The 22,927-nt window shown below is 69.2% G+C and carries 18 protein-coding genes; 13 read left to right on the top strand and 5 right to left on the bottom strand.

Features of this window, described 5'->3' with window-relative positions:
• Positions 1 to 241 precede the first annotated feature (241 nt).
• Complete coding sequence (locus BLW75_RS41000; RefSeq protein WP_034324708.1) at positions 242 to 823, top strand: hypothetical protein; 582 nt, start codon at positions 242 to 244, stop codon at positions 821 to 823.
• Positions 824 to 920: 97 nt separating this feature from the next.
• Complete coding sequence (locus BLW75_RS40995; RefSeq protein ID WP_007028108.1) at positions 921 to 1,577, top strand: RES family NAD+ phosphorylase; 657 nt, start codon at positions 921 to 923, stop codon at positions 1,575 to 1,577.
• Between the two features lie 57 nt (positions 1,578 to 1,634).
• Here BLW75_RS40995 and BLW75_RS40990 read toward each other — a convergent pair whose 3' ends face one another.
• Together BLW75_RS40990 and BLW75_RS40985 are read right to left on the bottom strand one after the other, a co-directional pair.
• Positions 1,635 to 3,596: a S9 family peptidase gene (locus BLW75_RS40990; protein WP_034324711.1), complete on the bottom strand. Its 1,962-nt coding sequence runs from the start codon at positions 3,594 to 3,596 to the stop codon at positions 1,635 to 1,637.
• A gap of 30 nt (positions 3,597 to 3,626) precedes the next feature.
• Positions 3,627 to 4,601 carry a TerC family protein gene (locus BLW75_RS40985; protein WP_034324713.1) on the bottom strand — a complete coding sequence of 325 codons (975 nt, stop codon included), beginning with the start codon at positions 4,599 to 4,601 and terminating at the stop codon, positions 3,627 to 3,629.
• A gap of 319 nt (positions 4,602 to 4,920) precedes the next feature.
• On the opposite strand from BLW75_RS40985, the gene BLW75_RS40980 reads away from it, so the two are divergent.
• The 5 genes from BLW75_RS40980 to BLW75_RS40960 all read left to right on the top strand — a co-directional run bounded on the left by BLW75_RS40980 (position 4,921) and on the right by BLW75_RS40960 (position 11,757).
• Positions 4,921 to 7,830 carry an alpha/beta fold hydrolase gene (locus BLW75_RS40980; RefSeq protein WP_167373573.1) on the top strand — a complete coding sequence of 970 codons (2,910 nt, stop codon included), beginning with the start codon at positions 4,921 to 4,923 and terminating at the stop codon, positions 7,828 to 7,830.
• Positions 7,823 to 8,782: an ABC transporter permease gene (locus BLW75_RS40975; RefSeq protein WP_091599496.1), complete on the top strand. Its 960-nt coding sequence runs from the start codon at positions 7,823 to 7,825 to the stop codon at positions 8,780 to 8,782. The genes BLW75_RS40980 and BLW75_RS40975 overlap by 8 nt, the downstream gene beginning before the upstream one ends.
• 257 nt (positions 8,783 to 9,039) lie before the next feature.
• Complete coding sequence (locus BLW75_RS40970) at positions 9,040 to 9,462, top strand: hypothetical protein (protein WP_034316212.1); 423 nt, start codon at positions 9,040 to 9,042, stop codon at positions 9,460 to 9,462.
• A 42-nt stretch (positions 9,463 to 9,504) separates the two neighbouring features.
• Positions 9,505 to 10,278, top strand: a complete 774-nt coding sequence (locus tag BLW75_RS40965) for an enoyl-CoA hydratase/isomerase family protein (protein ID WP_034315932.1) — start codon at positions 9,505 to 9,507, stop codon at positions 10,276 to 10,278.
• A gap of 69 nt (positions 10,279 to 10,347) precedes the next feature.
• Positions 10,348 to 11,757 (top strand): S28 family serine protease, encoded by a 1,410-nt coding sequence (locus BLW75_RS40960; RefSeq protein ID WP_034315935.1) that lies wholly within the window; start codon positions 10,348 to 10,350, stop codon positions 11,755 to 11,757.
• A 177-nt stretch (positions 11,758 to 11,934) separates the two neighbouring features.
• Here BLW75_RS40960 and uvrB read toward each other — a convergent pair whose 3' ends face one another.
• Together uvrB and BLW75_RS40950 are read right to left on the bottom strand one after the other, a co-directional pair.
• The gene (gene uvrB, locus BLW75_RS40955; protein WP_034316214.1) at positions 11,935 to 14,091 is read right to left on the bottom strand and encodes an excinuclease ABC subunit UvrB; all 2,157 of its coding nucleotides are present in this window, start codon (positions 14,089 to 14,091) and stop codon (positions 11,935 to 11,937) included.
• 51 nt (positions 14,092 to 14,142) lie between these two features.
• Positions 14,143 to 15,435: a DUF5685 family protein gene (locus BLW75_RS40950; RefSeq protein WP_034315937.1), complete on the bottom strand. Its 1,293-nt coding sequence runs from the start codon at positions 15,433 to 15,435 to the stop codon at positions 14,143 to 14,145.
• A 143-nt stretch (positions 15,436 to 15,578) separates the two neighbouring features.
• Between BLW75_RS40950 and BLW75_RS40945 the strand changes: the two genes are divergently transcribed.
• From BLW75_RS40945 to BLW75_RS40925, 5 genes are all read left to right on the top strand, one after another.
• Positions 15,579 to 16,094 carry a ribonuclease FAU-1 family protein gene (locus BLW75_RS40945; RefSeq protein WP_034316216.1) on the top strand — a complete coding sequence of 172 codons (516 nt, stop codon included), beginning with the start codon at positions 15,579 to 15,581 and terminating at the stop codon, positions 16,092 to 16,094.
• 145 nt (positions 16,095 to 16,239) lie between these two features.
• Positions 16,240 to 17,766 (top strand): ArnT family glycosyltransferase, encoded by a 1,527-nt coding sequence (locus BLW75_RS40940; protein ID WP_241783783.1) that lies wholly within the window; start codon positions 16,240 to 16,242, stop codon positions 17,764 to 17,766.
• Positions 17,767 to 17,855: 89 nt separating this feature from the next.
• On the top strand, positions 17,856 to 19,376 hold the full coding sequence (locus tag BLW75_RS40935) for an ArnT family glycosyltransferase (RefSeq protein WP_034315940.1): 1,521 nt from the start codon (positions 17,856 to 17,858) through the stop codon (positions 19,374 to 19,376).
• The gene (locus BLW75_RS40930; protein ID WP_034315942.1) at positions 19,373 to 20,632 is read left to right on the top strand and encodes a sensor histidine kinase; all 1,260 of its coding nucleotides are present in this window, start codon (positions 19,373 to 19,375) and stop codon (positions 20,630 to 20,632) included. Before BLW75_RS40935 ends, BLW75_RS40930 begins: the two co-directional genes overlap by 4 nt.
• Positions 20,629 to 21,255: a response regulator gene (locus BLW75_RS40925; RefSeq protein ID WP_034315943.1), complete on the top strand. Its 627-nt coding sequence runs from the start codon at positions 20,629 to 20,631 to the stop codon at positions 21,253 to 21,255. The genes BLW75_RS40930 and BLW75_RS40925 overlap by 4 nt, the downstream gene beginning before the upstream one ends.
• Positions 21,256 to 21,258: 3 nt before the next feature.
• Here BLW75_RS40925 and coaE read toward each other — a convergent pair whose 3' ends face one another.
• Entirely contained in the window at positions 21,259 to 22,443 is a 1,185-nt protein-coding gene (gene coaE, locus BLW75_RS40920) for a dephospho-CoA kinase (protein ID WP_034315944.1), read from the bottom strand.
• A 197-nt stretch (positions 22,444 to 22,640) separates the two neighbouring features.
• Here coaE and BLW75_RS40915 point away from each other — a divergent pair, with 197 nt between their 5' ends.
• Positions 22,641 to 22,874: a hypothetical protein gene (locus BLW75_RS40915; protein ID WP_034315945.1), complete on the top strand. Its 234-nt coding sequence runs from the start codon at positions 22,641 to 22,643 to the stop codon at positions 22,872 to 22,874.
• Positions 22,875 to 22,927: the final 53 nt, after the last annotated feature.

Here is a 22,927-nt window from a genome sequence, read left to right as displayed (position 1 = left end):
CCACACCAGCCGGGTTCTCCGAAGCGGTGGGAAGAAATCGTTTACCGTTCGGACGGTAAGTTCCTGTTTACCACGTGTCAAGCCGAAATCCTGGACAAGCTCGCCCGATCCGGGCAGACTATGGCGATATTGCCTACTGCGCGTGTTTGATTCCGTGCACTCTGTGTTCATCTCTGGTGAATTCCCCCACGAAATCGAGATGAGACCGCACGAACCCGCACAGACGCGTTACCCTAGGCGCATGTCCATAGCGCTCGAGAACGTTCTCGCCAAGGCGGGCCTGAAGGTCGACGCCAACGAGTTCCTGAACCTCGTCGAGGACGCGGCGCGGAGACTGACCCCACCGAACCCCGATCCGTCGCACTATTTCTCGGCGGACCAGCGGGCCGCGCTCACCGACGTCGGGCTGGACCTCTCCCCCCGGGGTGAAGACGAGCCGGACTTCCGCGCCCGCACGGTCGCCGCGCACGCCGTACTCGCCGATTCCGCGCTGAGCGTGCTGGAAGCGGCGAAGGCACTGGGCGTGGACGACAGCCGGATCCGGCACCGCCTCAAGGAGGGCAGGCTCACCGGCTGGAAGGACCAGGGCTGGCGGCTGCCCGCCTGGCAGTTCGCCGGTTCCGGGGTGCTACCCGGCCTGGAGGTCGTACTGCGCGCCGTCCCCGAGGACCAGCCCGCGCTTGTCGTCGCCGCGTTCATGAGCACCCCGCAGACCGATCTGGTGATCAACGAGCATCCCGCCACCCCGCGCCAATGGCTCCTCTCCGGTGGCGACCCCGAGCACGTCGCGAGACTGGTGGCCACCCTGGGCTCGCCGTTCTGAGATCCTTGCCCGACGACGGAAAATTCCAGTCGGGGGTAGGCCGTAGGCTGACCCCACCGAGCAAGATCACCCGACAAGGACGGACGACTCCCGAGGTATGGCCCGGCTCCCCCTGCCGCCCGCACGCTCTGTCCTGGTCAAGGAGCTGCACCGCACCAACGACGTGGTGACGGTGCACCCCGGCACCAGGCTGGTCAGGATCTTCACCGCGCACGGCAATCACCCCCAGCAGTGGAACTCGTTCCGCTACAGCGGCCCGCTCCCGCACGGCCGGTTCGACCCGCAGACCCCCGGTCGCGGCGGTCGCCCGGTCACCGACCCCGGGAACGGCGTCCTGTACTTCGGTCTCACCGTGCGCACCAGCATCGCGGAGGTCTTCCAGACCACGTCGACGGTCGACCGCAAGTCCCGCGGCCCGCGCCTGGTCGTCGTCCGGCCGACCCGGACGCTGCGGCTGCTCGACCTCGCCGGCCTCTGGCCGACCCGGGTCGGCGCCTCGCAGGAGATCTCCAGCGGCCCGAAGAAGATCACCCAGGCCTGGGCCCGCGCCATCCGCGCCGCCTTCGGCGACCTCGACGGCGTCTGGTACCGGTCGTCCATGGACTCCGGCGGCCCCGCGCTCGCGCTGTGGGACCCGCCCGCCGGGAACTCGCTGCCGGTCGCGCCGGACGTGCTGCTCCCGCTGGACCATCCGGGGCTCGACGTCCCGCTGGGCCGGGTGTGCGAAGAACTGAACTACACGCTGCTCAGCTGAGCTCCGACGCTCGTGAGTGGTAAGGACGGTTAGAACCGTCCTTACCACTCACGAGGTTCAGAGGTGGCGGCCCCACCACTCCAGTACGGCGTCGAACCGCTGCACCCGGTGCCGCGGCAGCCCGGAACGCGTGAGTTCGTGCCCCTCCCCGGGGAACAGCAGGAATTCGGCCGCGACGCCGTTCTGCTGCAGTGCCACGTACATCCGCTGCGCCTGCTCCAGCGGGCAACGCCAGTCCTGCTCGGAGTGCGCGACCATGAACGGGATGTCGATCTTCCCCGCGTACGTCAGCGGGCTGCGCTTGCGCTGCTCTTCGACGTCGTCACCGGCGTAACCCCCGGCGAAGAACCAGCCGATGTCGGAACTGCCGACGAACGAGTCCCAGGCGTTGACGGCGCGCTCGCTCCACGCGGCGCGGAACCGGCCGCCGTGGTGCGCGGCGAGCCAGCTGGTCATGAAGCCGCCGTACGAACCGCCCATCACGCCGACCCGGTCGCCGTCCAGATTCGGCAGCTCGAGCGCTTCGTCCAGCAGTGCCAGCAGATCGTCCGCGTCCACGGTGCCGAGGCCGTGGACGATGCTCCGGCCGTGGCTTTCGCCGTAGCCGGCGGAACCGCGCGGGTTGCCGAGGACGACGGCGTATCCCGCGGCGGCGAGCACCTGCGCCTCGTCGAAGACCTTCCATTCGTACGCCGCGAACGGTCCACCGTGGACCATCAGGACCACGGGATGCGGGCCGTCTCCGGCGGGCCGGACGACCCAGCCGTGGACCGGGTAGCCGTCCGGAGCGGTCGCGTTCAGTTCCTCCAGCGGCAGGATCCCGGTGTCCCGCAACGCCTTCGAGTAGTCGGTGAGGACGTGCGGCTCCCCGTCCGCGAGCAGCACGACGTCACCGGAACTCTCGGGTGTCCCGACCACCGCGACGATCCGTTCGCCGTCGACGGCGAACGACTTCACCGCGGCGCGCTCCCCCATCAGGTGGCGCAGCGACTTCAGTTCGGCCAGTTCGGCGTCGAGGGGAACGGCACGCAGCTCGGCGGCACCGCGAGTACTGACCACGACTAGGACCTCGTCGCCGACGACGACCGGAGCGCCGGCGGCGTTGTCGCAGTCCACCGTCTCGACGTCGGTCAGCCGGCGCGGGGACGAGGGCTCGTCACCGGAGGGCCACGGCGCCTGCCAGAGGCCGGTGTTGCGGGCGACGTCCTCCAGACCGGGGAATTCGTTGCCGTAGAACAGGATCGAACCGTCCGGAGCGACGACCGGCCGGTCCGCGGTGCCCAGGGTCCGGACCAGAAGCCGGGGTTCGCCACCGCCCGAGGGCACGGCGTAGACATCCGTACGGACGGTGTCCTCGGCGGCCCAGTCACGCGGACCGGTGAACAGGACCTGCTCACCGTCGGCCGTCCACGAGGGATGGTCGACGTCGGCCCGGTCGTCGGTCAGGGGCGTGAGCTCGGCAGGCGACTCCTCGCCCAGCGCGGCGACCGCGTCCACGACGAACAGACGCTGTGGACGGTCGTTGAGGAAACCCACGTCGTCGACGCGGTAGAAGAGGTTCGTGATGTGCCGCGGCGCTTCCTCACCCGGCTCCGGCGTTTCACCGTCCGCGTTCTCGGTGCCGTAGCGGCCCGGCTCGGGCACGCGGGCGACGAACGCGATTCGCCGGGAATCGGGTCCCCAGACCGGGGCGCCCGCGCCGAGAGGCAGATCGGTGATCCCCTTCGCGTCGCCGCCGGCCGCGGGCATCACGTGCACCTGTGGCTTGGCCGCGCGCCCGGAGCCTTCGCCCGTCCGGAGGAACGCGACCCATCGGCCGTCCGGCGAGATGGCGGGGGCGGAGTCTTTGGTCCCGTGGGTCCAGGCGCTCTCTCCGCCGCCACCCGGATCGACCCTGCGCAGGGCTCCGCGGTAGCTGTTCGACTTCAGATCAGGCCTACTCACCGCGGTGAGCAGCAGGTCGCCGCGCAGCGCGAGGATGCCGGGGACCGTCAGGGCTTCGATGTCAACGGGACGCACGGGCCCGACGGTACCCGATCCTTAGCAGGTCTAACTACTGATCGAAGATTCCCGCTCAGCGGCTTCCAGCTTCTTCGCCTTCGCGAGGCTGGCCACCGTCGTCACGGTCAGGACCACCACGATGACGCCCAGGGAGACCCAGTTGTTGATGTCCAGCCAGTCGGGGACGACGTGGTACTCGTGCAGCGCGTGCAGGAACAGCTTGGCGCCGATGAAGGCGAGGATCACCGCGAGGCCGTAGGACAGGTACACCAGCTTGGTGACGAGGCCACCGAGCAGGAAGTACAGCTGGCGCAGGCCCATCAGCGCGAACGCGTTGGCGGTGAAGACCAGGAAGGCCTCCTGCGTGATACCGAAGATCGCGGGGATCGAGTCGACGGCGAACAGCAGGTCCGCGCTGCCGATCGCGACGATCACCAGGAACATCGGGGTGATCCAGCGCTTGCCGTCCTTCTTCACGAAGGACTTGTGGCCGTGCCACTCGTCGGTGACCGGGAAGAGCTTGCGCACCCAGCGGGTGAGCGCGTTCTCCTCGTATTCCTCTTCTTCGTCCTTGTTGCGGACCATGCTGATCGCGGTCCAGACGAGGACGGCGCCGAAGAGGAAGAAGACCCAGACGAACTGCGCGATCAGCGCGGCACCCACGGCGATGAACACGCTGCGCATGGCGAGCGCGAGCAGGATGCCGATCAGCAGCACCCGGTGCTGGTGGATCGCGGGCACCTTGAACGACGTCATGATGATCATGAAGATGAACAGGTTGTCGACGCTCAGCGAGTACTCGGTGATGTAACCGGTGAAGAACTGGACACCGTAGTCGTGCCCGGCGAAGACCCAGACGCCGACGCCGAACGCGATGGCCACGGCGATGTAGAAGACGACCCACCGGGCGGCTTCGCCGGTGGTGACCTCATGCGGCTTGCGATCGACGATGACCAGGTCCAGCGCGATGAGCGCGAGCAGGCCACCGACCGTGGCGATCCACAGCCACAGGGGAACAGACATGTATCCAACCCTCCGGATAGTGCACAGCAGCAACTAACCGGAGGTCTCTTCCGCCGGTGCGAAACCGGCCGACGGTGCCGGGGGCCTGCGAAGGCCACCGTGCTGACGACACCGCCGCGAAGGAATACTCCCCTCACAGCTGGTCCAGTTTGACCTGTCTGTACGCATGACGCCAGTTAAGGTTGCCCTTGTCACCAAGAAGATGGCGTAACTCCCGTCACACCCACCTCTTCTCTCTTCTTGAGTACCCGTTCCGGTGGCGGCCTAACAGTCACCCTTGTGTGGTTCGTGTGTGCCGGGGAAGCGGTTCTCAGCTTCCGTGAAATACGGTCATTCCGTGCCCCGAATCCCGCTCCCTCGCACGCGAAGCGCGAAGCTCACCGCGCTCGCCGCGGTCGTGGTGGTCCTGGCCGCCGCGGCCGTCGTGTGGACGAACAGCGAACCCGCCCCGTCCGCGGTCAGAACCCAGGACACGACCCTCGACCTGCCCGAAACCCCGGGCTCGTCCGAGATCGTGAAGATCGACACGACCACGTACCTGCCCGAACAGACCCCGGCTCCGGCCGTTCTGCTCGCCCACGGTTTCGGCGGGGACAAGAACAGTGTCACCACCGAAGCCCGCGAACTCGCCGAAAAGGGCTTCGTCGTGCTGACCTGGTCCGCGCGCGGTTTCGGCCGCAGCACCGGGAAGATCGCGCTGAACGACCCCGACCGCGAGGTCGCCGACGCCAAGAAGCTGATCGACGGCCTGGCCGCGCGCCCCGAGGTCCTCAAAGAGAACGGCGACCCGAAGGTGGCCGTGTCCGGCGCTTCCTACGGTGGCGCGCTTTCGCTGCTGCTCGCCGGGACCGACAAGCGGGTCGACGCGATCGCGCCGGTGATCACCTACAACGACCTCGCCCAAGGCCTCTTCCCGAACGCCGCCGCTCCGGCCGCGCCGAACGCCACGACTCCGGCCGCCGGCGCGTTCACCGCGGACGGCGTCTTCAAGAAGTCGTGGGCGGGCATCTTCTTCTCCGCCGGTTCCGGCGCCGCGCAGAGCGGCTCCCCCGCCAACGACGCACCCGAAGCGGGTGACGAGACGAGCGAATCAGGCGCGGCGCAGGGCACCGGCGCGGCGGGTGCCGCGGCGCAGTCGCTGCCGCTCGGTGGCCAGAACGGGCAGCGGCCACCGTCCGGCCCTGCCGACCCTTGTGGACGGTTCACCGCGGACGTCTGCCAGGCCTACACCGAGCTCGCCACCACGGGGAAGGCGAGCCAGAAGACGGTCGACCTGCTCCGCCGGGTCTCCCCCGCGTCCGTGACGGACCAGATCACCGTGCCGACCCTGCTGGTACAGGGCGAAAGTGACACGCTGTTCGGCTTGGACCAGTCCGACGCGACCGCCCGGCAGATCACCGCGGCGGGCGGCAAGGTCCGCACGATCTGGTACACCGGCGGCCACGACGGCGGGAAGCCCGGGCAGAAACTGCGCGCGCAGATCGCCGACTTCCTCAAGTTCTCCCTCACCGGGCAGGGCACCGATCCCGGCACCGGGTTCAGCTACGACATCCAGGGCACCCTGCGGGCCAACGGCGCGCCTTCGGTCCGGACCGTGACCGCACCGGCGTACCCGGGAGCGACCGGGGACGCCACCGAACGGCGGCAGTTCACCTTGGCGGGCCCGGCCCAGCCGGTCGTGCGCCCCGCCGGTGGCAATCCCGCCGCGGTGAGCGGGATCCCCGGTCTGAACGGAGCGGTGGCGGGTTCGTCCCGCCTGTCCGGACTGTTCAGCCTGGACCCGCCGGGGCAGGCCGCGCAATTCGCGACACCGCCGCTCGACGCGCAGACGATCGCGGCCGGTTCGTCGACGGTCCGGCTCCAGATTTCGGCCGACCCCTCCACCGCAGCTCCTCAGCAGGAAGCCGTCCTGTTCGCGAAGCTCTACGACGTCAACTCGGAAGGTGTCCGCACGCTTCCGGCCAACTCCGTCGCCCCCTTCCGGGTCTCCGGTCTGCCCGCCGACGGCAGCCCGGTCGAGGTGACGGTGACCCTGCCGGGCATCGTGCGGCCCTTGGAAGCGGGGCACACACTGCGGCTGGTGGTCGCCACGACGGACCAGGCGTTCGCGACGCCGGTGGAGCCCGCCGTGTTCCGCATCGGACTGGCGGACGGCGGGCGGCTCGGCGTGCCGGTCGTCCCCGGTAACTCGGTCGGCGCGGGCGCGCCCACCGCGCAGCTGCTCGGGATCGCCGGAACGCTGCTCGCGGGGATCGCGATCACCGTGATCGCCGCGTTCCGCCGCCGCCGTGCCCACGACGTCGACGAGAGCCTGGCGAAGACCCCGCTGGTGATCGAAGGTCTGCGCAAGGCCTACGCGGGCGGGTTCGTCGCGGTGAAGGATCTGTCGTTCCGGGTCGAACCCGGTCAGGTGCTCGGGCTGCTCGGGCCCAACGGCGCGGGCAAGACGACGACCCTTCGCATGCTGATGGGGCTCATCACGCCGACCGCGGGCACCATCCGCGTGTTCGGCCATCTGATCGCGCCCGGCGCGCCGGTGCTGTCCCGGATCGGGTCCTTTGTGGAGGGTTCCGGCTTCCTGCCGCATCTGTCCGGCAAGGAGAACCTGGAGCTGTACTGGGCGAGCACGGGCCGCCCGAGGGACAAGGCGCATTTCGCCGAGGCACTGGAGATCGCCGGGCTCGGCGACGCGGTGAACCGGCGGGTCCGCACCTACAGCCAGGGCATGCGGCAACGGCTCGCGATCGCGCAGGCGATGCTCGGCCTGCCGGAGCTCATGGTGCTCGACGAACCGACCAACGGGCTCGACCCGCCTCAGATCCACCAGATGCGTGAGGTGCTCCAGCGCTACGCGGCGACCGGGCGCACCGTGGTGGTGTCGAGCCACCTGCTGGCCGAGGTCGAGCAGACCTGTACGCACGTGGTCGTGATGCACCGCGGCATGCTGGTCGCCTCGGGCGAGGTCGGCGAGCTGGCCGCGTCCAGTGGCGAGGCGACGTTCCGCGTCGACAAGCCCGCCGAAGCGGCCGAAGCGCTGCGGAAGGTTGGCGGCGTTTCCGGCGTCGACGTCGACGGGGAGCTGGTCCACGCGGATCTCGACGGTCTCGCGCGTGCCGAGGCGGTCGCCGTCCTGGTGCGGGCCGGGGTCGCGGTCGAGCAGGCCGGGCCGCGGCGCCGTCTGGAAGACGCGTTCCTGCAGCTGGTCGGAGAGGACTCGAAGGGTGAGTAAGACCAATGGTTCCGGCCCGGCGACCCGGGCGGATCACGGCGTGCACACCGATCCGGCGGCACTGCTGGAGCTGACGGAGGTCGCGTCGCACGAACCGACCGAGGTCGGTCCCGACGGGGCCGTGGCGGGGTACCGCGCCGACCGGACGCTGCGGCTCGGCGTCGAACTGAAACGGCAGCTCAAACGGCGGCGGACCCAGCTGATGCTGGGGTTCGTCGCGCTGCTGCCGTTCATCCTGGTGATCGCGTTCGAGATCGGGCAGGCCAATCCGAACCGCCGCAGCGGCGGCTTCGTCGACCTCGCCACCGCGAGCGCGCCGAACTTCGTGGTGCTCGCGCTGTTCGTCTCGGGGACGTTCCTGCTCCCGATGATCGTGGCGTTGTTCTACGGCGACACGATCGCGAGCGAGGCGTCGTGGTCGAGCCTGAAGTACTTGCTCGCGATGCCGGTCCCCCGGCATCGAGTGCTGCGGCAGAAGGCGATCGTCTCCGGCATCCTGTCCGCGGTCGCGCTGATCCTGTTGCCGCTGGTTTCACTGGTGGTCGGCGTCATCTGGTACGGCGCGGGCGACGCGATCAGCCCGACCGGGGACGCGGTGACGTTCGGCGACAGTCTCGTCGCCATGGGGCTCGCGACGATCTACATCATCCTGCAGCTGGCGTGGGTGGCCGGTCTGGCGATGCTGCTCTCGGTCGCCACCGATGCCCCGCTGGGCGCCGTCGGCGGCGCGGTGATCGTCGCGATCGTCTCGCAGATCCTCGACCAGATCACCGCGTTGGAGGGGTTGCGCGACTACCTGCCGACGCATTTCGCGTTCTCGTGGATGGACCTGATCTCGACCGACATCGACTGGACGAACATGGCCAACGGCATGCTGTCCGCGGCGTTGTACGGCACGGTCTTCTTCCTTCTGGCGGGCCGCCGGTTCGCGACGAAGGACATCACCAGCTGAGAGCGTTTCCGTACCGGAAAAGCGCCGGGGTCCACCGGGAAGACGAAATCCTCTTCCCTGGTGGGCCCCGGTTTTCACTGGCCGTGGCGACCTTCACCCATTAGCGCCGGTAACCGGTGTTTCATGCGCATGAGAACATCGATTTTCCGATCATCGACCCATTGGGTGAAAACCTCGCATTCATCTTCGGGGACCTCCGGGAAATCCTTATCTTCAGTGGAAAGGTGCCGACGCGAGCGGAAAGCGGGGATGTCACCATGACCCAGTCAGTCGAGACACCGGTCCAAGAATTCTCTCTTGATTGGACCATGAGCGCAGGCAAAGGCGGCCGGGTCGGATTCGCCGTCTCGGGCCAGGTGACGCTTCTCGACAACAATCGGTTCTACAAGATCGACGGGGTCCTCTACATCTCCGAGGGCAGCGCCTACTGCCGCGAAATCGGAAATCCGCATCTTTTCGTCCGGCGCAACGGCGTCGAGGAGAGCGGCAGGCAGTGGGGCTGGGAGACGATCTGCAACCGCAAGTCCTGCGCCAGGCTGTGTTCGATGGACGCCTACTTCGTGCGCACCGGCTACTGGGCGCCCGCCGACCGCGCCATCCAGCTCAGCATCGGCGCCGAGACCGGCTGGAACCGCAAGCGGTCCTTCAGCCCGACGGTCACCGTGCGGCTGCGGGACTAGCGGTCCACTGTAGATCGTCGCGGGCTCGGGTACGGTCGGGCCATGGCCACCTCTTCGATCCGCGTGGACGACGAAGGCGGGATCGCCGTCGTCACCCTGCAGCACGGCAAGGCGAACACCCTCGACACCGAGTTCTGCCAGGAGCTGATCGTCCGGCTCGAAGACGTCCAGCTCGGCGGCCATCGCGGCGTCGTGCTGACCGGTACCGGCGGCATCTTCTCGGCGGGTGTCGACCTGCGACGAGTACACGACGGCGGCGCGGACTACATCGAGGACTTCCTGCCCGCGCTGTCGGACGCGTTCCTCTCGGTCTTCGGCTTCCCCGGCCCGGTGGTCGCGGCCGTCAACGGGCACGCGATCGCCGGCGGGGCGGTGCTCGCCGCCGCCTGCGACCGCCGTGTCCTCGCCGACGGCCCCGGCCGGATCGGGATCACCGAGCTGCTCGTCGGCGTGCCGTTCCCGTTGGCGGCGCTGGAGATCCTGCGCTCCGGGTTCGGCGCCGACGTCCTCGCCGAGCTCGCGTTCCTCGGCGAAACCCACCTGCCCGCGGAAGCGCTCCGGCTCGGCCTGGTGAACGAGGTGACCGCGCCCGAGAACGTCGTCGGGCGGGCGGTGGAGGTGGCCCGGAAGCTCGCCGAGATCCCGACGGCCGCGTACGCGCACACGAAAGCACAACTGCATCGGCCGTTCCACGAGCGGATCGCCGAGCACCGCACCGGCGACGACGCCCACGTCCTCGAACTGTGGAGCTCCCCCGAGGCGCTCGCCGCCATCAAGGCCTACGTCGAGAGGGTCCTGCGCGGCTCGACCGGATAGGCGATTGCCCACCGGCGGGGACTCTGTGAGTATCCGACCGCTCAACAGGTCCCGATGGGGAGGGCATGGATGCGGAAGCTCACGGCCGCGTGGTCGGTTCTGGCGACAACCGTTCTCGCACTGGCCGGGCTGTCCCCGGCCGCGCAGGCGGCACCCGGGGACATCGAGGACGCGCTCGGGCGGATACCCGGGCTGACCGTCGTCTCGGAGAATCCGGCGCCGGCCGGGTACCGGTTCTTCAAACTCACCTATACCCAGCCGGTCGACCATCACAGGCCCGACCGCGGCACCTTCCAGCAGCGGTTCACCTTGCTGCACAAGGAATTCCGGTCGCCGACCGTGGTGTACACGAGCGGGTACAACGTCTCGCAATCACCCAACCGCTCGGAGCCGACCCAGATCGTCGACGGCAACCAGCTGTCCATGGAGTACCGGTTCTTCACCCCCTCCCGGCCGGACCATCCGGACTGGGGCAAGCAGCTGACGATCTGGCAGGCCGCCGCCGATCAGCACCGTGCCGTCGAGGCGTTCAAGCGGATCTATCCGGGCAAGTGGCTCGCGACGGGCGGCAGCAAAGGCGGCATGACGGCGACCTACTTCCGTAGGTTTTTCCCGGAAGACGTCGACGCGACGATCCCGTACGTCGCGCCCAACGACGTCATCAACGCGCACGACCGCTACAACCGCTTCCTGGCGAACGTCGGCGACGACCCGTCGTGCCGGTCGGCGCTGAAGGCGATCCAGCGGGACGTGCTGACCCGGCGTCCCGAGTTCGCGGCGCTCGCCGCCGCCGACGCGGCCAAGAACGGCTACACGTTTAAGACCGTCGGCTCGGCGGACGTGTCGCTGGAGATCTCCGTGATCGACTCGTACTTCGCCTTCTGGCAGTACCAGAGGCAGTCGGACTGCGCGACGATCCCGAAGGCCGGTGCTCCGGCGGCGGAGATCTACGCCTGGTTCGAACGCGTCGAGAGCCTCAACACCTACTCCGACCAGAACCTCGAGGTCTACGTCCCGTACTACTTCCAGGCGGCCTACCAGCTCGGCGCCCCCGAGTCCTACGAAGGCTATCTGCGGGATCTGCTGCGCTATCCCGGCTCCAACGTGTCGCGGACGTTCGTGCCGAAGTCGGTCGACATCCCGCGATTCGATCATCTGGCGATGCCGGATATCGACTTCTGGGTGAAGTCCCAGGGGAAGCGGCTGATGTTCGTCAACGGCGAGAACGACCCGTGGAGTGCGGAGCCGTTCAAGCTCGGCTTCGGCACGAAGGATTCCTACAGCTACACGGTGCCGGGCGGGAACCACGGCGCCCGGATCTCGCAGCTTCCCGCGGCCCAGGCCGCCGAAGCGACGAACACCGTGCGGCGGTGGGCCGGTCTGCCTCCGGTCTCCCCGGGTGTCAGCACGCGTTCGGTGCCCGCCGGGTTCCCGGACTTCGACGCCGACCTGACCATGCTGGAACGCCGTCGCCTCTGACCGGCCGTCGTGATCCGGTGGACGACACGTGTGATCGAACGGACGACACGCGTGATCAGACGGACGACTCGTGGCCGAACCCGGCCGCGGTCGTGTCGTCCGATCAGTCACGCGTGTCGTCCGCCGGATCACGCGTGTCGTCCGGTCGGTCACGGGACATCCCCGGTGCTGGACCTGCTACTTGATGCCGGCCGCGTCCATGCCCCGGAGCTCCTTCTTGAGGTCCGCGACCTCGTCCCGCAGCCGGGCGGCCAGCTCGAACTGCAGGTCGCGCGCGGCCTGCATCATCTGGTCGGTCATCTGCTGGATGAGATCGGCCAGCTCGGCGCGCGGCATCCCGGCGACGTCCTTGTCCGCGAGCATCCCGGAACTGCGCACACGGTCGCCCTGCTCGGGCTTCTTGCCGCGCGAAGAGTTCCGGCCCGAGCCGCCGACGGCGACGGACTCCGTGTCCTCCGCCTCGCTGTAGACGCGGTCCAGGATGTCGGCGATCTTCTTCCGCAGGGGCTGCGGGTCGACACCGCGTTCCTTGTTGTAGGCGACCTGCTTGGCGCGGCGGCGATCGGTCTCGTCGATGGCGTGCTGCATCGAGTCGGTGATCTTGTCCGCGTACATGTGCACCTCGCCCGACACGTTCCGGGCCGCGCGGCCGATCGTCTGGATCAGCGACGTGCCACTGCGGAGGAAGCCCTCCTTGTCGGCGTCGAGGATCGCGACCAGCGAGACCTCGGGCAGGTCGAGCCCCTCACGGAGCAGGTTGATGCCGACCAGCACGTCGTAATCGCCGGCGCGCAGCTGCCGCAGCAGCTCGACCCGGCGCAGCGTGTCCACCTCGGAGTGCAGGTACCGCACCCGGATACCCAGCTCCAGCAGGTAGTCGGTGAGGTCCTCGGACATCTTCTTGGTGAGCGTGGTGACCAGGACGCGCTCGTCCTTCTCGGCCCGCTCGCGGATCTCGTGCACCAGGTCGTCGATCTGGCCCTCGGTGGGCTTCACGACCACCTTCGGGTCGACCAGGCCGGTCGGGCGGATGACCTGTTCGACGAACTCGCCGCCCGCCTGCCCCATCTCGTACGGCCCCGGTGTCGCCGACAGGTACACCGTCTGTCCGATCCGGTCGGTGAACTCCTCCCAGGTCAGCGGCCGGTTGTCGACCGCGCTGGGCAGCCGGAACCCGAAGTCGACCAGGTTCCGCTTCCGCGACATGTCGCCTTCGAACATGCCGCCGATCTGCGGGACGGTCTGGTGCGACTCGTCGATGACCAGCAGGAAGTCTTCCGGGAAGTAGTCGATGAGGGTCGCGGGCGCGGTGCCGGCGCCGCGGCCGTCGATATGGCGCGAGTAGTTCTCGATGCCGGAACAGAACCCGACCTGGCGCATCATCTCGATGTCGTACGCGGTGCGCATCCGCAGCCGCTGGGCCTCGAGCAGTTTGCCTTGCTTCTCCAGCTCGGCCAGCCGCTCCTCGAGCTCGGCCTCGATACCGCCGATGGCCTTCTCCATCCGCTCCGGGCCCGCCACGTAGTGGGTGGCGGGGAAGATGCGGACCTCGTCGACCTCTTTGACGATGTCTCCGGTGAGCGGGTGCAGGTAGTACAGCTTCTCGATCTCGTCGCCGAAGAATTCGACGCGGATCGCCAGCTCCTCGTACGCCGGGATGATCTCGACCGTGTCCCCTCGGGCGCGGAAGGTGCCGCGTGCGAAGGCGATGTCGTTGCGGGTGTACTGCACGTCCACGAGCGCGCGAAGGAAGACGTCCCGGTCGAGCTGCTCGCCGACCTTCAGCTTCGTCGACCGGTCGAGGTACGACTGCGGCGTGCCGAGACCGTAGATGCACGAGACGCTCGCGACCACGATGACATCGCGCCGGGACAGCAGGTTCATCGTCGCCGAGTGCCGCAGCCTCTCGACGTCGTCGTTGATCGACGAGTCCTTCTCGATGTAGGTGTCCGTCTGCGCGATGTACGCCTCGGGCTGGTAGTAGTCGTAGTAACTGACGAAGTATTCGACCGCGTTGTGCGGGAACAGCTCCCTCAGCTCGTTCGCCAGCTGCGCGGCGAGCGTCTTGTTCGGCGCCATCACCAGCGTCGGACGCTGGACGCGCTCGATCAGCCAGGCCGTCGTCGCCGACTTGCCGGTACCCGTGGCGCCGAGCAGCACGACGTCCTTCTCGCCCGCGTTGATCCTGCGCTCGAGCTCGTCGATGGCCGCCGGCTGGTCACCGGCGGGTTTGTACTCGCTGACCACCTCGAACCGGCCGCCGGTCCGGGGGATGTCCGTGACGGGGCGGAAGTCCGACTGGGCGAGCACGGGGTGTTCGGTTGCGAAAGCCACGTCCACCAGAGTAGGCGCTGGGTCCGACAGTTTCCGTTTCGCCTGGTCGGATCAGCAGGAACAGTCACAGCAGGAACAGCAGTCACAGTCGCAGTCGCAGCTGCTGTTGGGCTTGCCGCTCCACGGGCCGGGGAAGGGATCGCGGCAGCAGAACTGGCACGAACAGCACATGTAGGTCGCCACGGCGCAGCCGAAGAAGAAGTTCCTCGGTTTCGGCGGGACCCGGAACTTCGGGACCCAGCAGCCACCGCCCTGACCATCGACCGGCCCGCCCTCGCCGCGGTGCTTGCCCTTCTTCTTCGGCGGCTCCTGCGGCGGGCCTCCGCCACCGGGAGCGCCCGCCGGCGGAGGCGGAGGCTGGTAGCCGCCCTGCGGGTACTGGTGGGGCGGATAAGGCTGGTGAGGATGTTGTTGCGGCTGAGGCCCGGGCCCGATCCAGCCCGGCGGCGGCTGCTGCGGGCCGTGCCCGTGGCCGTGGCCGTGGCCGGTGAGGTTGTGCCCGAAGGCGCGCCGCACCGCCTGTCGCAGCTCGTGCACCAGCAGCGCGTGCACCAGCTCGGGCTGGTCGAACTTCACCTCGCGAAGGGCGAGTTCGACACCGAGCACGGCGTCGTCGCACAGCCGCCGCGCCTCGGCGAGCCCGGTCCCGGTGACCGTCAGCGGGTTCCACGCACCGGCGGCCTCGTCCTCCGCGAGGTCTTCGACGGCGTCGAGCAGATGCGCGGCCCTGCCGAACAGGCGGCCGGCCTCGGCCAGCGGCGCCGCGTTCCCGGGGCGGCCCGCCAGGACCGCGGTGTGCGCGAACGCGGCCGCCGTCGCCAGCTCGGCGGGTTCGGTGGCGAGGACGGCCGAATCGCCGAGGCGGACGGCGTTCTCGATCTCGGCCTGCCGGTCGACGGCCTCGGTCAGGACCGTCGTGTCGAAGCCGACCCGGATTCCCGTGCGGCTTCCCTGATCCGCCCAGCGCGTCGCGACCCGCCTCGCGGCGAGTGCGACGGAACGCCGCGCGAAGGCGCCGTCGCGGTCCTCGACGTGGTCGCTGATCTTGGCCGAGGCCAGCACGAGGGAGACCGCCGCCGCCAGCTGGGCACCCCCGCCCTTCGCGACCGAAGTCCCCTTCATCGCCCGAAGTGGGCAAGGGCCGGCGTCACGACGTCCTTCCGCACGCGGTGACTGGGCTTCGACGAGCGCCGAGATGATCAGTCCGTCATAGTTCGTCACCATTCGGGCGAGATGTCCGTGTTCGTCCCGCAACGCCAGGCAAAGGCCGCAGAGATGGGCGAGCCAGTCCGCGTGCAGACCCGCGGAAAGCCGGTGGCGGCACGGCCTGATGATCCCGAACATGCGTCGACTCCCCACTCACCCCTCTGGCGGAACCAGCGCACCTTATCCGGCCGGGCCCCGCTGCTCCTCCGAAACCCGCAAACCGTGATCGTCCACCCGGTTGGGCGGTGGTCGCGGGCGGCGCCGCCTTCCAAGATGGGCGGATGACCGCGCTGCATCCGCCCAAGGTCGAGTACTTCGACCCGGCCGCGAAGACCAACACGGATCCCAAGGGCATCGTGAGGGACGTCGAGGAATACCGCGAAGAACCCTTCGGCCTCTACATGGCGCGGCCGACGCCGGGGCGGACCCAGTTCCACTACATCGAGTCCTGGCTGCTGCCGGATCTCGGCCTGCGGATCACCGATTTCTGGTTCACTCCAGGCCACGAACGCGATCAGGACTTCTACCTCGACGTCGTCGACATCCGCCACGAGGACGGCGTCTGGGTGGCCACCGACCTCTATCTCGACCTCGTCCTCCGGGACAAGAAATCCGTCCAGGTGATCGACACCGACGAGCTCCTCGCCGCGGTCACCGCCGGGCTGCTCTCCCCCGCCGACGGCGAACGCGCGCTCGGCGTCAGCCACACGACGGTCGACGGACTGGCGACGCACGGCCACGACCTGCGCGGCTGGCTGTCCACCAAGGACATCACACTCGGCTGGCGACGGCACTGATCCCCCCGCATCCATCGATCGGTTGATCCTGGCTCATCCCTTGGGTGAGCCGATCCTGACCGGCCGATGGATCCCCGGACGGGCGGCGCCGCGGGACTCTCGATCAAGGGCGTAACCGATCGAGAGGGGGCGGATACCCGTGGTCATGGAGGCCGAGGGACTCCGGGAACGGTCCGGTGGAGGAGAACACGCGGAGGTCGCGTCGTTCGCCAGGACACCGGTGCTGGTGATCGCCGGGGCGATGGGGGCGGTCCTCGCGGCGACGGCCGATCGCTACGGCTATTTCGGCGACGAGTTGTACTTCCTGGCGGCCGGTCGGCATCTGGACTGGGGGTATGCCGACCAACCGCCGCTGTTGCCGCTGCTGGCCCGCCTGATGGACGCGTTCGGCGCCGATTCACCGTTCGTCCTGCGGATCCCGGCCATGCTGGCGATGGTGGCGGGCGTCGTGCTGACCGCGCTCATCGCCAGGGAACTGGGCGGCGGGCGCAAAGCGCAGACCATCGCGGCGGTGACGTTCGCGGTGTCCATCCAGATGCTCGGCAGCGGGCACTATCTGGCGACCAGCACGATCGACCCGTTCCTGTGGACGCTGCTGCTCTGGCTGCTCGTCCGCTGGATGCGGACCCGGACGGACAAGCTCCTGGTCTGGGCCGGCGTGGTGACCGGGGTCGCCCTGAACACGAAGTTCCTCGTGGGGGGCTTCTGGGTCGTCGTACTGGCCGCCGCGGTGGCGTTCGGGCCGCGTGACCTCGTCCGCCGTCCGGCGCTGTGGCTCGGCGCGGTGATCGCCGCCGCGATGATCGCGCCCACCCTCGTCTGGCAGGCGGCGAACGGATGGCCGCAACTGACCATGGGCGCGGCGATCTCCCAGGAGGTCTCGGCAGGCTGGGGCGGGCGGATCACCTTCGTTCCGACGCTGGTGCTGAGCGCCGGAGTACCGGTGGGGGCGATCCTGGTCTGCTATGGACTGTGGCGCCTGCTGAGGTCCGAACGCCTGCGGCCGTATCGGTTCCTCGGCTGGACCGCGCTCGGCGTTCTCGCCCTGTTCCTGCTGGCGAACGGGCGCTATTACTACGCGGCGGGAATGTTCGCCCCGCTGTTCGCCGCGGCGGCGGTGGAGATCGAGGCGGGCCAGGCGTCGAAGTACTGGCGCTGGATCGCCACCTGGCCGGTGTACCTCGTGGCCGCGGTGATCGCGATCCCGCAGGCACTTCCGATCCTCCCGCGGGCGGACCTGGCGAGCGCCCCGATGTGGGCGCGGCCGATCTTCGCCGTCGAAGAGGTCGGCTGGAGGGAGATCACGGAGTCGGTGGCGCGGGTGTACCGGACCGTTCCCGATCCCTCCCGGACCGGTGTCGTCACGGCGAAGTACTGGCAGGCCGGTGCCATCGACCACTATGGACCGGAGCTCGGGCTTCCGTCGCCGTCGAGCCCCAACCGCGGCTACGTGACGCTGCCGAGGCCGCCGGAATCGGCACGGGACATCCTCTTCGTCGGGAACGACCCTTCGGGGCTTGTGCCGTACTTCACGCAGGTGCGTCAGGTCGGCGCGCTCGACAACGGGGCCGGGATCCAGAACGTGAGTCAGGGCATGAAGATCTGGCTGGCCACCGGCCGGAACGGGAGTTGGGACACGGTGTGGCCGAAACTCGCGGACTGGGGCTTCTGAGCCTCACCGGTCCTCTCACGACCGACGCGCCACGCCGGTGGCACGTAAGGTGCGAGAGGACCGGCACCCGAGGGATCTGCGAGGAATGGATGGAAGCCGCCCGCGCGGCCGAAACACCGACGGTGTCCAGTGCGGCGTTCGCCCGGCTCCCGGTGGGGCTCCTCGCCGCCGCGGCCGCCGCGGTCCTGATGGCGACGGCGTGGCGGTACGGCTACTTCGGCGACGAACTGTACTTCCTCTCCGCGGGCAAGCGGCTGGCCTGGGGATACGCGGATCAGCCGCCGGTGCTCCCGGCCCTGGCACTGGCCATGGACACGCTCGCGCCGGGAAACGTCTTCGTCTTCCGTCTGCCCGCCGTCCTCGCGACGGCCGCCGGTGTCGTGTTCACCGGGCTCATCGCCTGCGAGATGGGCGGGGACCGCCGGGCCCAGGCCCGCGCCGCGGCGGCATACGCGATCTGCGGGCAGTTCCTCGGGAGCGGGCACTACCTGGCCACTTCGACGATCGACCCGGCGCTGTGGACGCTCATCGCGTGGCTGCTCGTGCGGTGGATGCGAACCCGCGACGGCACTCTGCTGCTGTGGCTGGGCGTGGCGACCGCCGTCGCGCTGAACGTCAAGCTCCTGATCGCGACGTTCTGGGTCGCCGCCGGGGTAGCGATCCTGGTCTTCGGACCACGGGATCTCTTGCGCAGGCCCAAACTCTGGCTCGGCGCGGGAATCGCCGCCCTCTCGATGGTGCCGACGCTCTGGTGGCAGGCCGCGAACGGCTGGCCGCAACTGGAGATGGGTGACGTCATCGCGCACGAGACCACCGGTGGCTGGAGCGGCCGCGCCGGGTTCCTTCCCGCGCTGCTGACCGGCGCCGGGCTCGGTATCGGTGTCGTCGGTGTCCTTTACGGACTCGGGGTCCTGCTGTTCTCGGCCAGGCTGCGCGAATACCGGTTCCTCGGCTGGACCGCGGTCGGCGTGATCGCGCTGTTCATCCTGTCGAACGGCCGCTACTACTACGCGGCGGGCATGTTCGGCGTCCTGTGGGCGGGTGCCGCGGTCCACTTCGGACAGTTGCGACCGTCCTGGTGGTTCCGCTGGATCCCGACCTGGCCGGTGTTCCTGCTTTCCGCGCTGTACACGCTCCCCTATGCGCTGCCGGTGTGGCCGTCCGCCTGGCTCGCGGAAGGCCGGGACGTCCCGCGTCCGGCGTACGCGCTGGAGGAGATCGGCTGGCCGGACCTCGCCCGTTCCGTCGCGGACGTCCACCACCGGCTCCCGCCGGAGCAGCGGGCGCGCACCACGCTCGTCACGGCCGGGTACTGGCAGGCCGGAGCGCTGGACCGGTACGGCGCCGACTACGGGCTTCCCGCCGTGTACAGCCCCAGCCGGGGCTTCTGGTACTTCGGTCATCCGCCCGAGACCGCGGACAGCGTTCTGTTCGTCGGGCCGGATCCGGCGCGACTGCTGCGTTCGTTCACCGACGCCCGGATCGTCTCCCGCGTGGACAACGCGGCCGGCGTCCCCAACGTGAGCCGGGGCATGCCGATCTGGCTGGTCACCGGCCACACCGAAACCTGGGCCGTGGCGTGGCCCGGCCTGCGAGAATTCCGGGTATGACCAGCTGGATCCGGTGGCAGGACTCGCTGTGGCCGTCTCCCGAGGACGGCGGGTCCCTGTGGCGCCCGTGGGGCGGCCGGATCGAAAGGTATCTGCCGTACGCGCTGCTGGCGATCAGCACGGTGCTCAGTCTCGTGCTCTCCGGCCATGACCCGCTGTCCACCCTGGGGCGGGCGGGGATCGCGGCAGGCTGGCTCCTGCTCGGTTCCACACTGATACCGAAACGCTGGGAAGATCATCCGGCCGTGGTCGCCGTGTCCTTCGCCGGGCTGGTCACGATCGCGGCGGCGCTCGAAGCGCACGACACGATCTTCCTGATCTTCATGATCACCGGGTTCTTCGAGGCGATGCGCCTGCGGCCCGCCCCGCTCGCGCTGGCCGGGATCTTCGTGGTCTCCGCGCTGATCAACACGATCCCCAACGGGGGTCCGCTGCGGGCGTTCGCCGATCAGCCCGCCCTGTGGATCGTGGTCACGCTGGTGCAGACCGCCGCCGTCGGCGGGGGCGGGCTCGTCTCGGCGGCGATGGCGCGGCAGCACGCGGAGCGCAAGCGCGTGCTCGACGACCTCGCCGCCGCCCAGGAAGAGAACGCGGTGCTGCAACGGCAACTGCTCAGCCAGGCGCACGAAACCGGCGTCCTCGACGAACGCCGGCGGCTGAGCCTGGAAATCCACGACACGCTCGCCCAGGGCTTCACCGGGATCATCACCCAGCTGGAGGCGGCCGCCGAGGCGAAGGACGATCCCGCGGAATGCCAGCGGCACGTCGGCTCCGCGATGGCCTTGGCGCGGGAGAACCTGACCGCCGCCCGGCGTTCGGTGCGGGCGCTCGGCCCGCAGCCACTGGCCGCAGCGACCCTGCCGGACGCGCTCGGCGAGGTCTCCCGGCGGTGGAGCGGCCGGACCGGTGTCGAGGTCCGGTTCACCACCACCGGGACCACGCGGCCGCTGCATCCCGAGATCGAAGCGACACTGCTGCGGATCACCCAGGAAGCGCTGGCCAACGTCGAGAAGCACGCCGCCGCCACGGTCGTGGGGCTCACGTTGTCCTACATGGGCGATCAGGTGACCGTCGACGTCCGGGACGACGGGAAGGGCTTCGAGCCGGGCACGGCGGGCGAAGATGGTTTCGGCATCTCCGGGATGCGTGCCCGCGTCGCCAGGCTGGCGGGAACACTGCACCTCGAATCCGAGCCCGGCGGCGGGACGGCCGTTTCGGCCGATCTGCCTGCCATCGCGCTGGAGGCCAGGGCATGACGATCACGCTGCTGATCACCGACGACCACCCCATCGTCCGCGACGGGCTGCGCGGCATCTTCACCGCGGAACAAGGATTCGAGGTGCTCGGAGAGGCGTCCTCCGGCGACGAGGCCGTCGCGCTGGCGGAGAAACTCCGCCCCGACGTCGTGCTGATGGATCTGCGGATGCCAGGCTCCGGCGGGGTGGCCGCGATCGCGAAGCTGGCCAAGCTCCGCAATCCCGCGCGGATCCTCGTGCTGACGACCTACGACACCGACACCGACGTCATCCCGGCGATCGAAGCCGGCGCGACCGGCTACCTGCTCAAGGACGCTCCTCGCGAGGAGCTCTTCCGTGCGGTCCGGGCGACGGCGCGGGGCGAGGCGGTGCTCTCCCCCGCCGTCGCCGATCTGATCCTGGGCAGGATGCGCGCGCCCGCGCCGGAGCCACTGAGCAAACGAGAGCTCGAAGTCCTCACCCTGATCTCGCGCGGGTCGACCAACAAGGAGGCCGCGAAACTGCTGTTCATCAGCGAGGCCACGGTGAAGACGCACCTCGTCCACGCCTACGCCAAGCTCGGGGTGAAGGATCGCGCGGCCGCCGTCGCGACCGCTTTCGCGCGGGGATTGCTCGGGAGCTGAGGCCTACGGGGTCCAGCCGGTCGAGTCCGCCCACGCGTCGGCCCGGGTGAAGGCCGCGTCGACCCAGACCTGTTTCTCGTCGGTGTACTGCTCGACCGTTCCATCATCGGCGTGCTTCGCGGCCATGGCGTTCTTGACCGCCGCGTAGGCGTCGCGCTCGTCCGGGTTCTGCCGCAGCCATTCCGGGAACAGCAGCGCGAGCCGCCAGGCCGGCGTCTCCTGGGAGCGGACGTGCAGGTTGACCGGACGGCGGGGGTCGCCACCGAAGTGGAATCGCTTGGGCCACGTGCCCTCTTCACCGTGCGCGTCGTCGAACCACTCCCCTTCCGCCCGCGGGAATCCCGCGTCGGAGAGCGCGTCGGCCAGTTCGTCTGCCTTGTCCAAAGTGGACACCGTCAGCTGGAGGTCGAGGATGTCCTTGGCGGGCAGACCCGGCACGGAGGTCGAACCGATGTGATCGACCCGCACGGCATCGTCACCCACCACCACGCGGAGCCGCGCGAGCGCACGCTCGGCCTGCACCGGCCAGGTCTCGTCGTACGGCGCGATCTTCGGCGACATCGGCGCACGCGGCTTGCGGAGCCGGACGTTCGCCTCGAACGGGGTCAGCCTGTCCGCCCACAGCGCGTCGACCTCGGCGAGCACGATGTCGGGCGCTCCGCTGTTGTCGAACCAGACGTCGGCCACCGCACGGCGCTGATCGGTCGTGGCCTGCGCCTTGATCCTGGCGCGCGCGTCGTCCTCCGCCATCCCCCGTACCTCGACCAGGCGGCGGACCCGGACCTCCTCCGGCGCGTCGACCATGACGACGAGGTGGTACATCGGCGCGAGCCCGCCTTCGACCAGCAGCGGGATGTCGTGGACGATGATCGCGTCCGGCGCCGCGGCCGCCATCAGCTCGGCCGTCCTGGCCCCGACCCTCGGGTGGACGATCGAGTTCAGCCGCTTGCGGGACTCTTCGCCGGCGAACGCCTTGGCGGCGAGCGCGGCCCGGTCCAGCGCGCCGTCGTCGGCGAGGATGTCTTCGCCGAACGCCTCGACGAGTTCGGTGAGCCCCGGTGTTCCCGGCTCGACGACCTCCCTGGCGATCTTGTCGGAGTCGATGAGGACGGCGCCGTGCTCGGAAAGCCGGTTCGCCACCGTCGATTTTCCGGCGCCGATCCCGCCGGTCAGGCCCACACGCAGCATGCCGATCAGCCTAGTGGCGCGACCTGGACCGACCGCGCAGGGTCACGAGATGCGCACATCCGGCACAGACGGAGACAAAAGGCAAGTTCATAGTGACGCGAGACTCAACCTTTCTGGGTGACACGCCGGGCGGTTACCGCGCTTCGGGAGCTTGAGTGCGTACCGTGCGCGGCGAAGGTAGCCCACACGGAGGAACGATGGCAGACGGTAAGCACGCTGGAAGGCACCGGCTCGGAACGCCGGGCCTGGTGCACTGTGTCCTCCATCGTCCCGTGGCCGACGCCCTCGCCGAATACCGGCGAACGTGGCTGAGCGCGCTCCTCGTTCCCGCCAAGCACAGCTTCGCCGGACTCCGCCGCAAGGCCCGCGCCGCGGCGCTCGAACGCATCTGGGTGCCGTCGGTCCCGTCCGTCCGGACCGCCACCTCCTGACCTTGCTCTTCAACTACCGCATTCAGTTCTCTGAATGCGGTAGTCGCGCGTGC

It is taken from the genome of Amycolatopsis lurida, from assembly GCF_900105055.1.
Taxonomy (GTDB): Bacteria; Actinomycetota; Actinomycetes; order Mycobacteriales; family Pseudonocardiaceae; genus Amycolatopsis; species Amycolatopsis lurida.
This window is presented reverse-complemented; position numbering and strand designations above follow the sequence as displayed.

Coding starts and splice junctions, on each gene's coding strand:
- BLW75_RS41000 (WP_034324708.1), top strand. CDS start 242: ATGTCCATAGCGCTCGAGAACGTTCTCGCCAAGGCGGGCCTGAAGGTC.
- BLW75_RS40985 (WP_034324713.1), bottom strand. CDS start 4,601: ATGTCTGTTCCCCTGTGGCTGTGGATCGCCACGGTCGGTGGCCTGCTC.
- BLW75_RS40970 (WP_034316212.1), top strand. CDS start 9,040: ATGACCCAGTCAGTCGAGACACCGGTCCAAGAATTCTCTCTTGATTGG.
- BLW75_RS40915 (WP_034315945.1), top strand. CDS start 22,641: ATGGCAGACGGTAAGCACGCTGGAAGGCACCGGCTCGGAACGCCGGGC.
- BLW75_RS40935 (WP_034315940.1), top strand. CDS start 17,856: ATGGAAGCCGCCCGCGCGGCCGAAACACCGACGGTGTCCAGTGCGGCG.
- BLW75_RS40925 (WP_034315943.1), top strand. CDS start 20,629: ATGACGATCACGCTGCTGATCACCGACGACCACCCCATCGTCCGCGAC.
- coaE (WP_034315944.1), bottom strand. CDS start 22,443: ATGCTGCGTGTGGGCCTGACCGGCGGGATCGGCGCCGGAAAATCGACG.
- BLW75_RS40940 (WP_241783783.1), top strand. CDS start 16,240: ATGGAGGCCGAGGGACTCCGGGAACGGTCCGGTGGAGGAGAACACGCG.
- BLW75_RS40995 (WP_007028108.1), top strand. CDS start 921: ATGGCCCGGCTCCCCCTGCCGCCCGCACGCTCTGTCCTGGTCAAGGAG.
- BLW75_RS40945 (WP_034316216.1), top strand. CDS start 15,579: ATGACCGCGCTGCATCCGCCCAAGGTCGAGTACTTCGACCCGGCCGCG.
- BLW75_RS40965 (WP_034315932.1), top strand. CDS start 9,505: ATGGCCACCTCTTCGATCCGCGTGGACGACGAAGGCGGGATCGCCGTC.
- BLW75_RS40950 (WP_034315937.1), bottom strand. CDS start 15,435: ATGTTCGGGATCATCAGGCCGTGCCGCCACCGGCTTTCCGCGGGTCTG.
- BLW75_RS40930 (WP_034315942.1), top strand. CDS start 19,373: ATGACCAGCTGGATCCGGTGGCAGGACTCGCTGTGGCCGTCTCCCGAG.
- BLW75_RS40960 (WP_034315935.1), top strand. CDS start 10,348: ATGCGGAAGCTCACGGCCGCGTGGTCGGTTCTGGCGACAACCGTTCTC.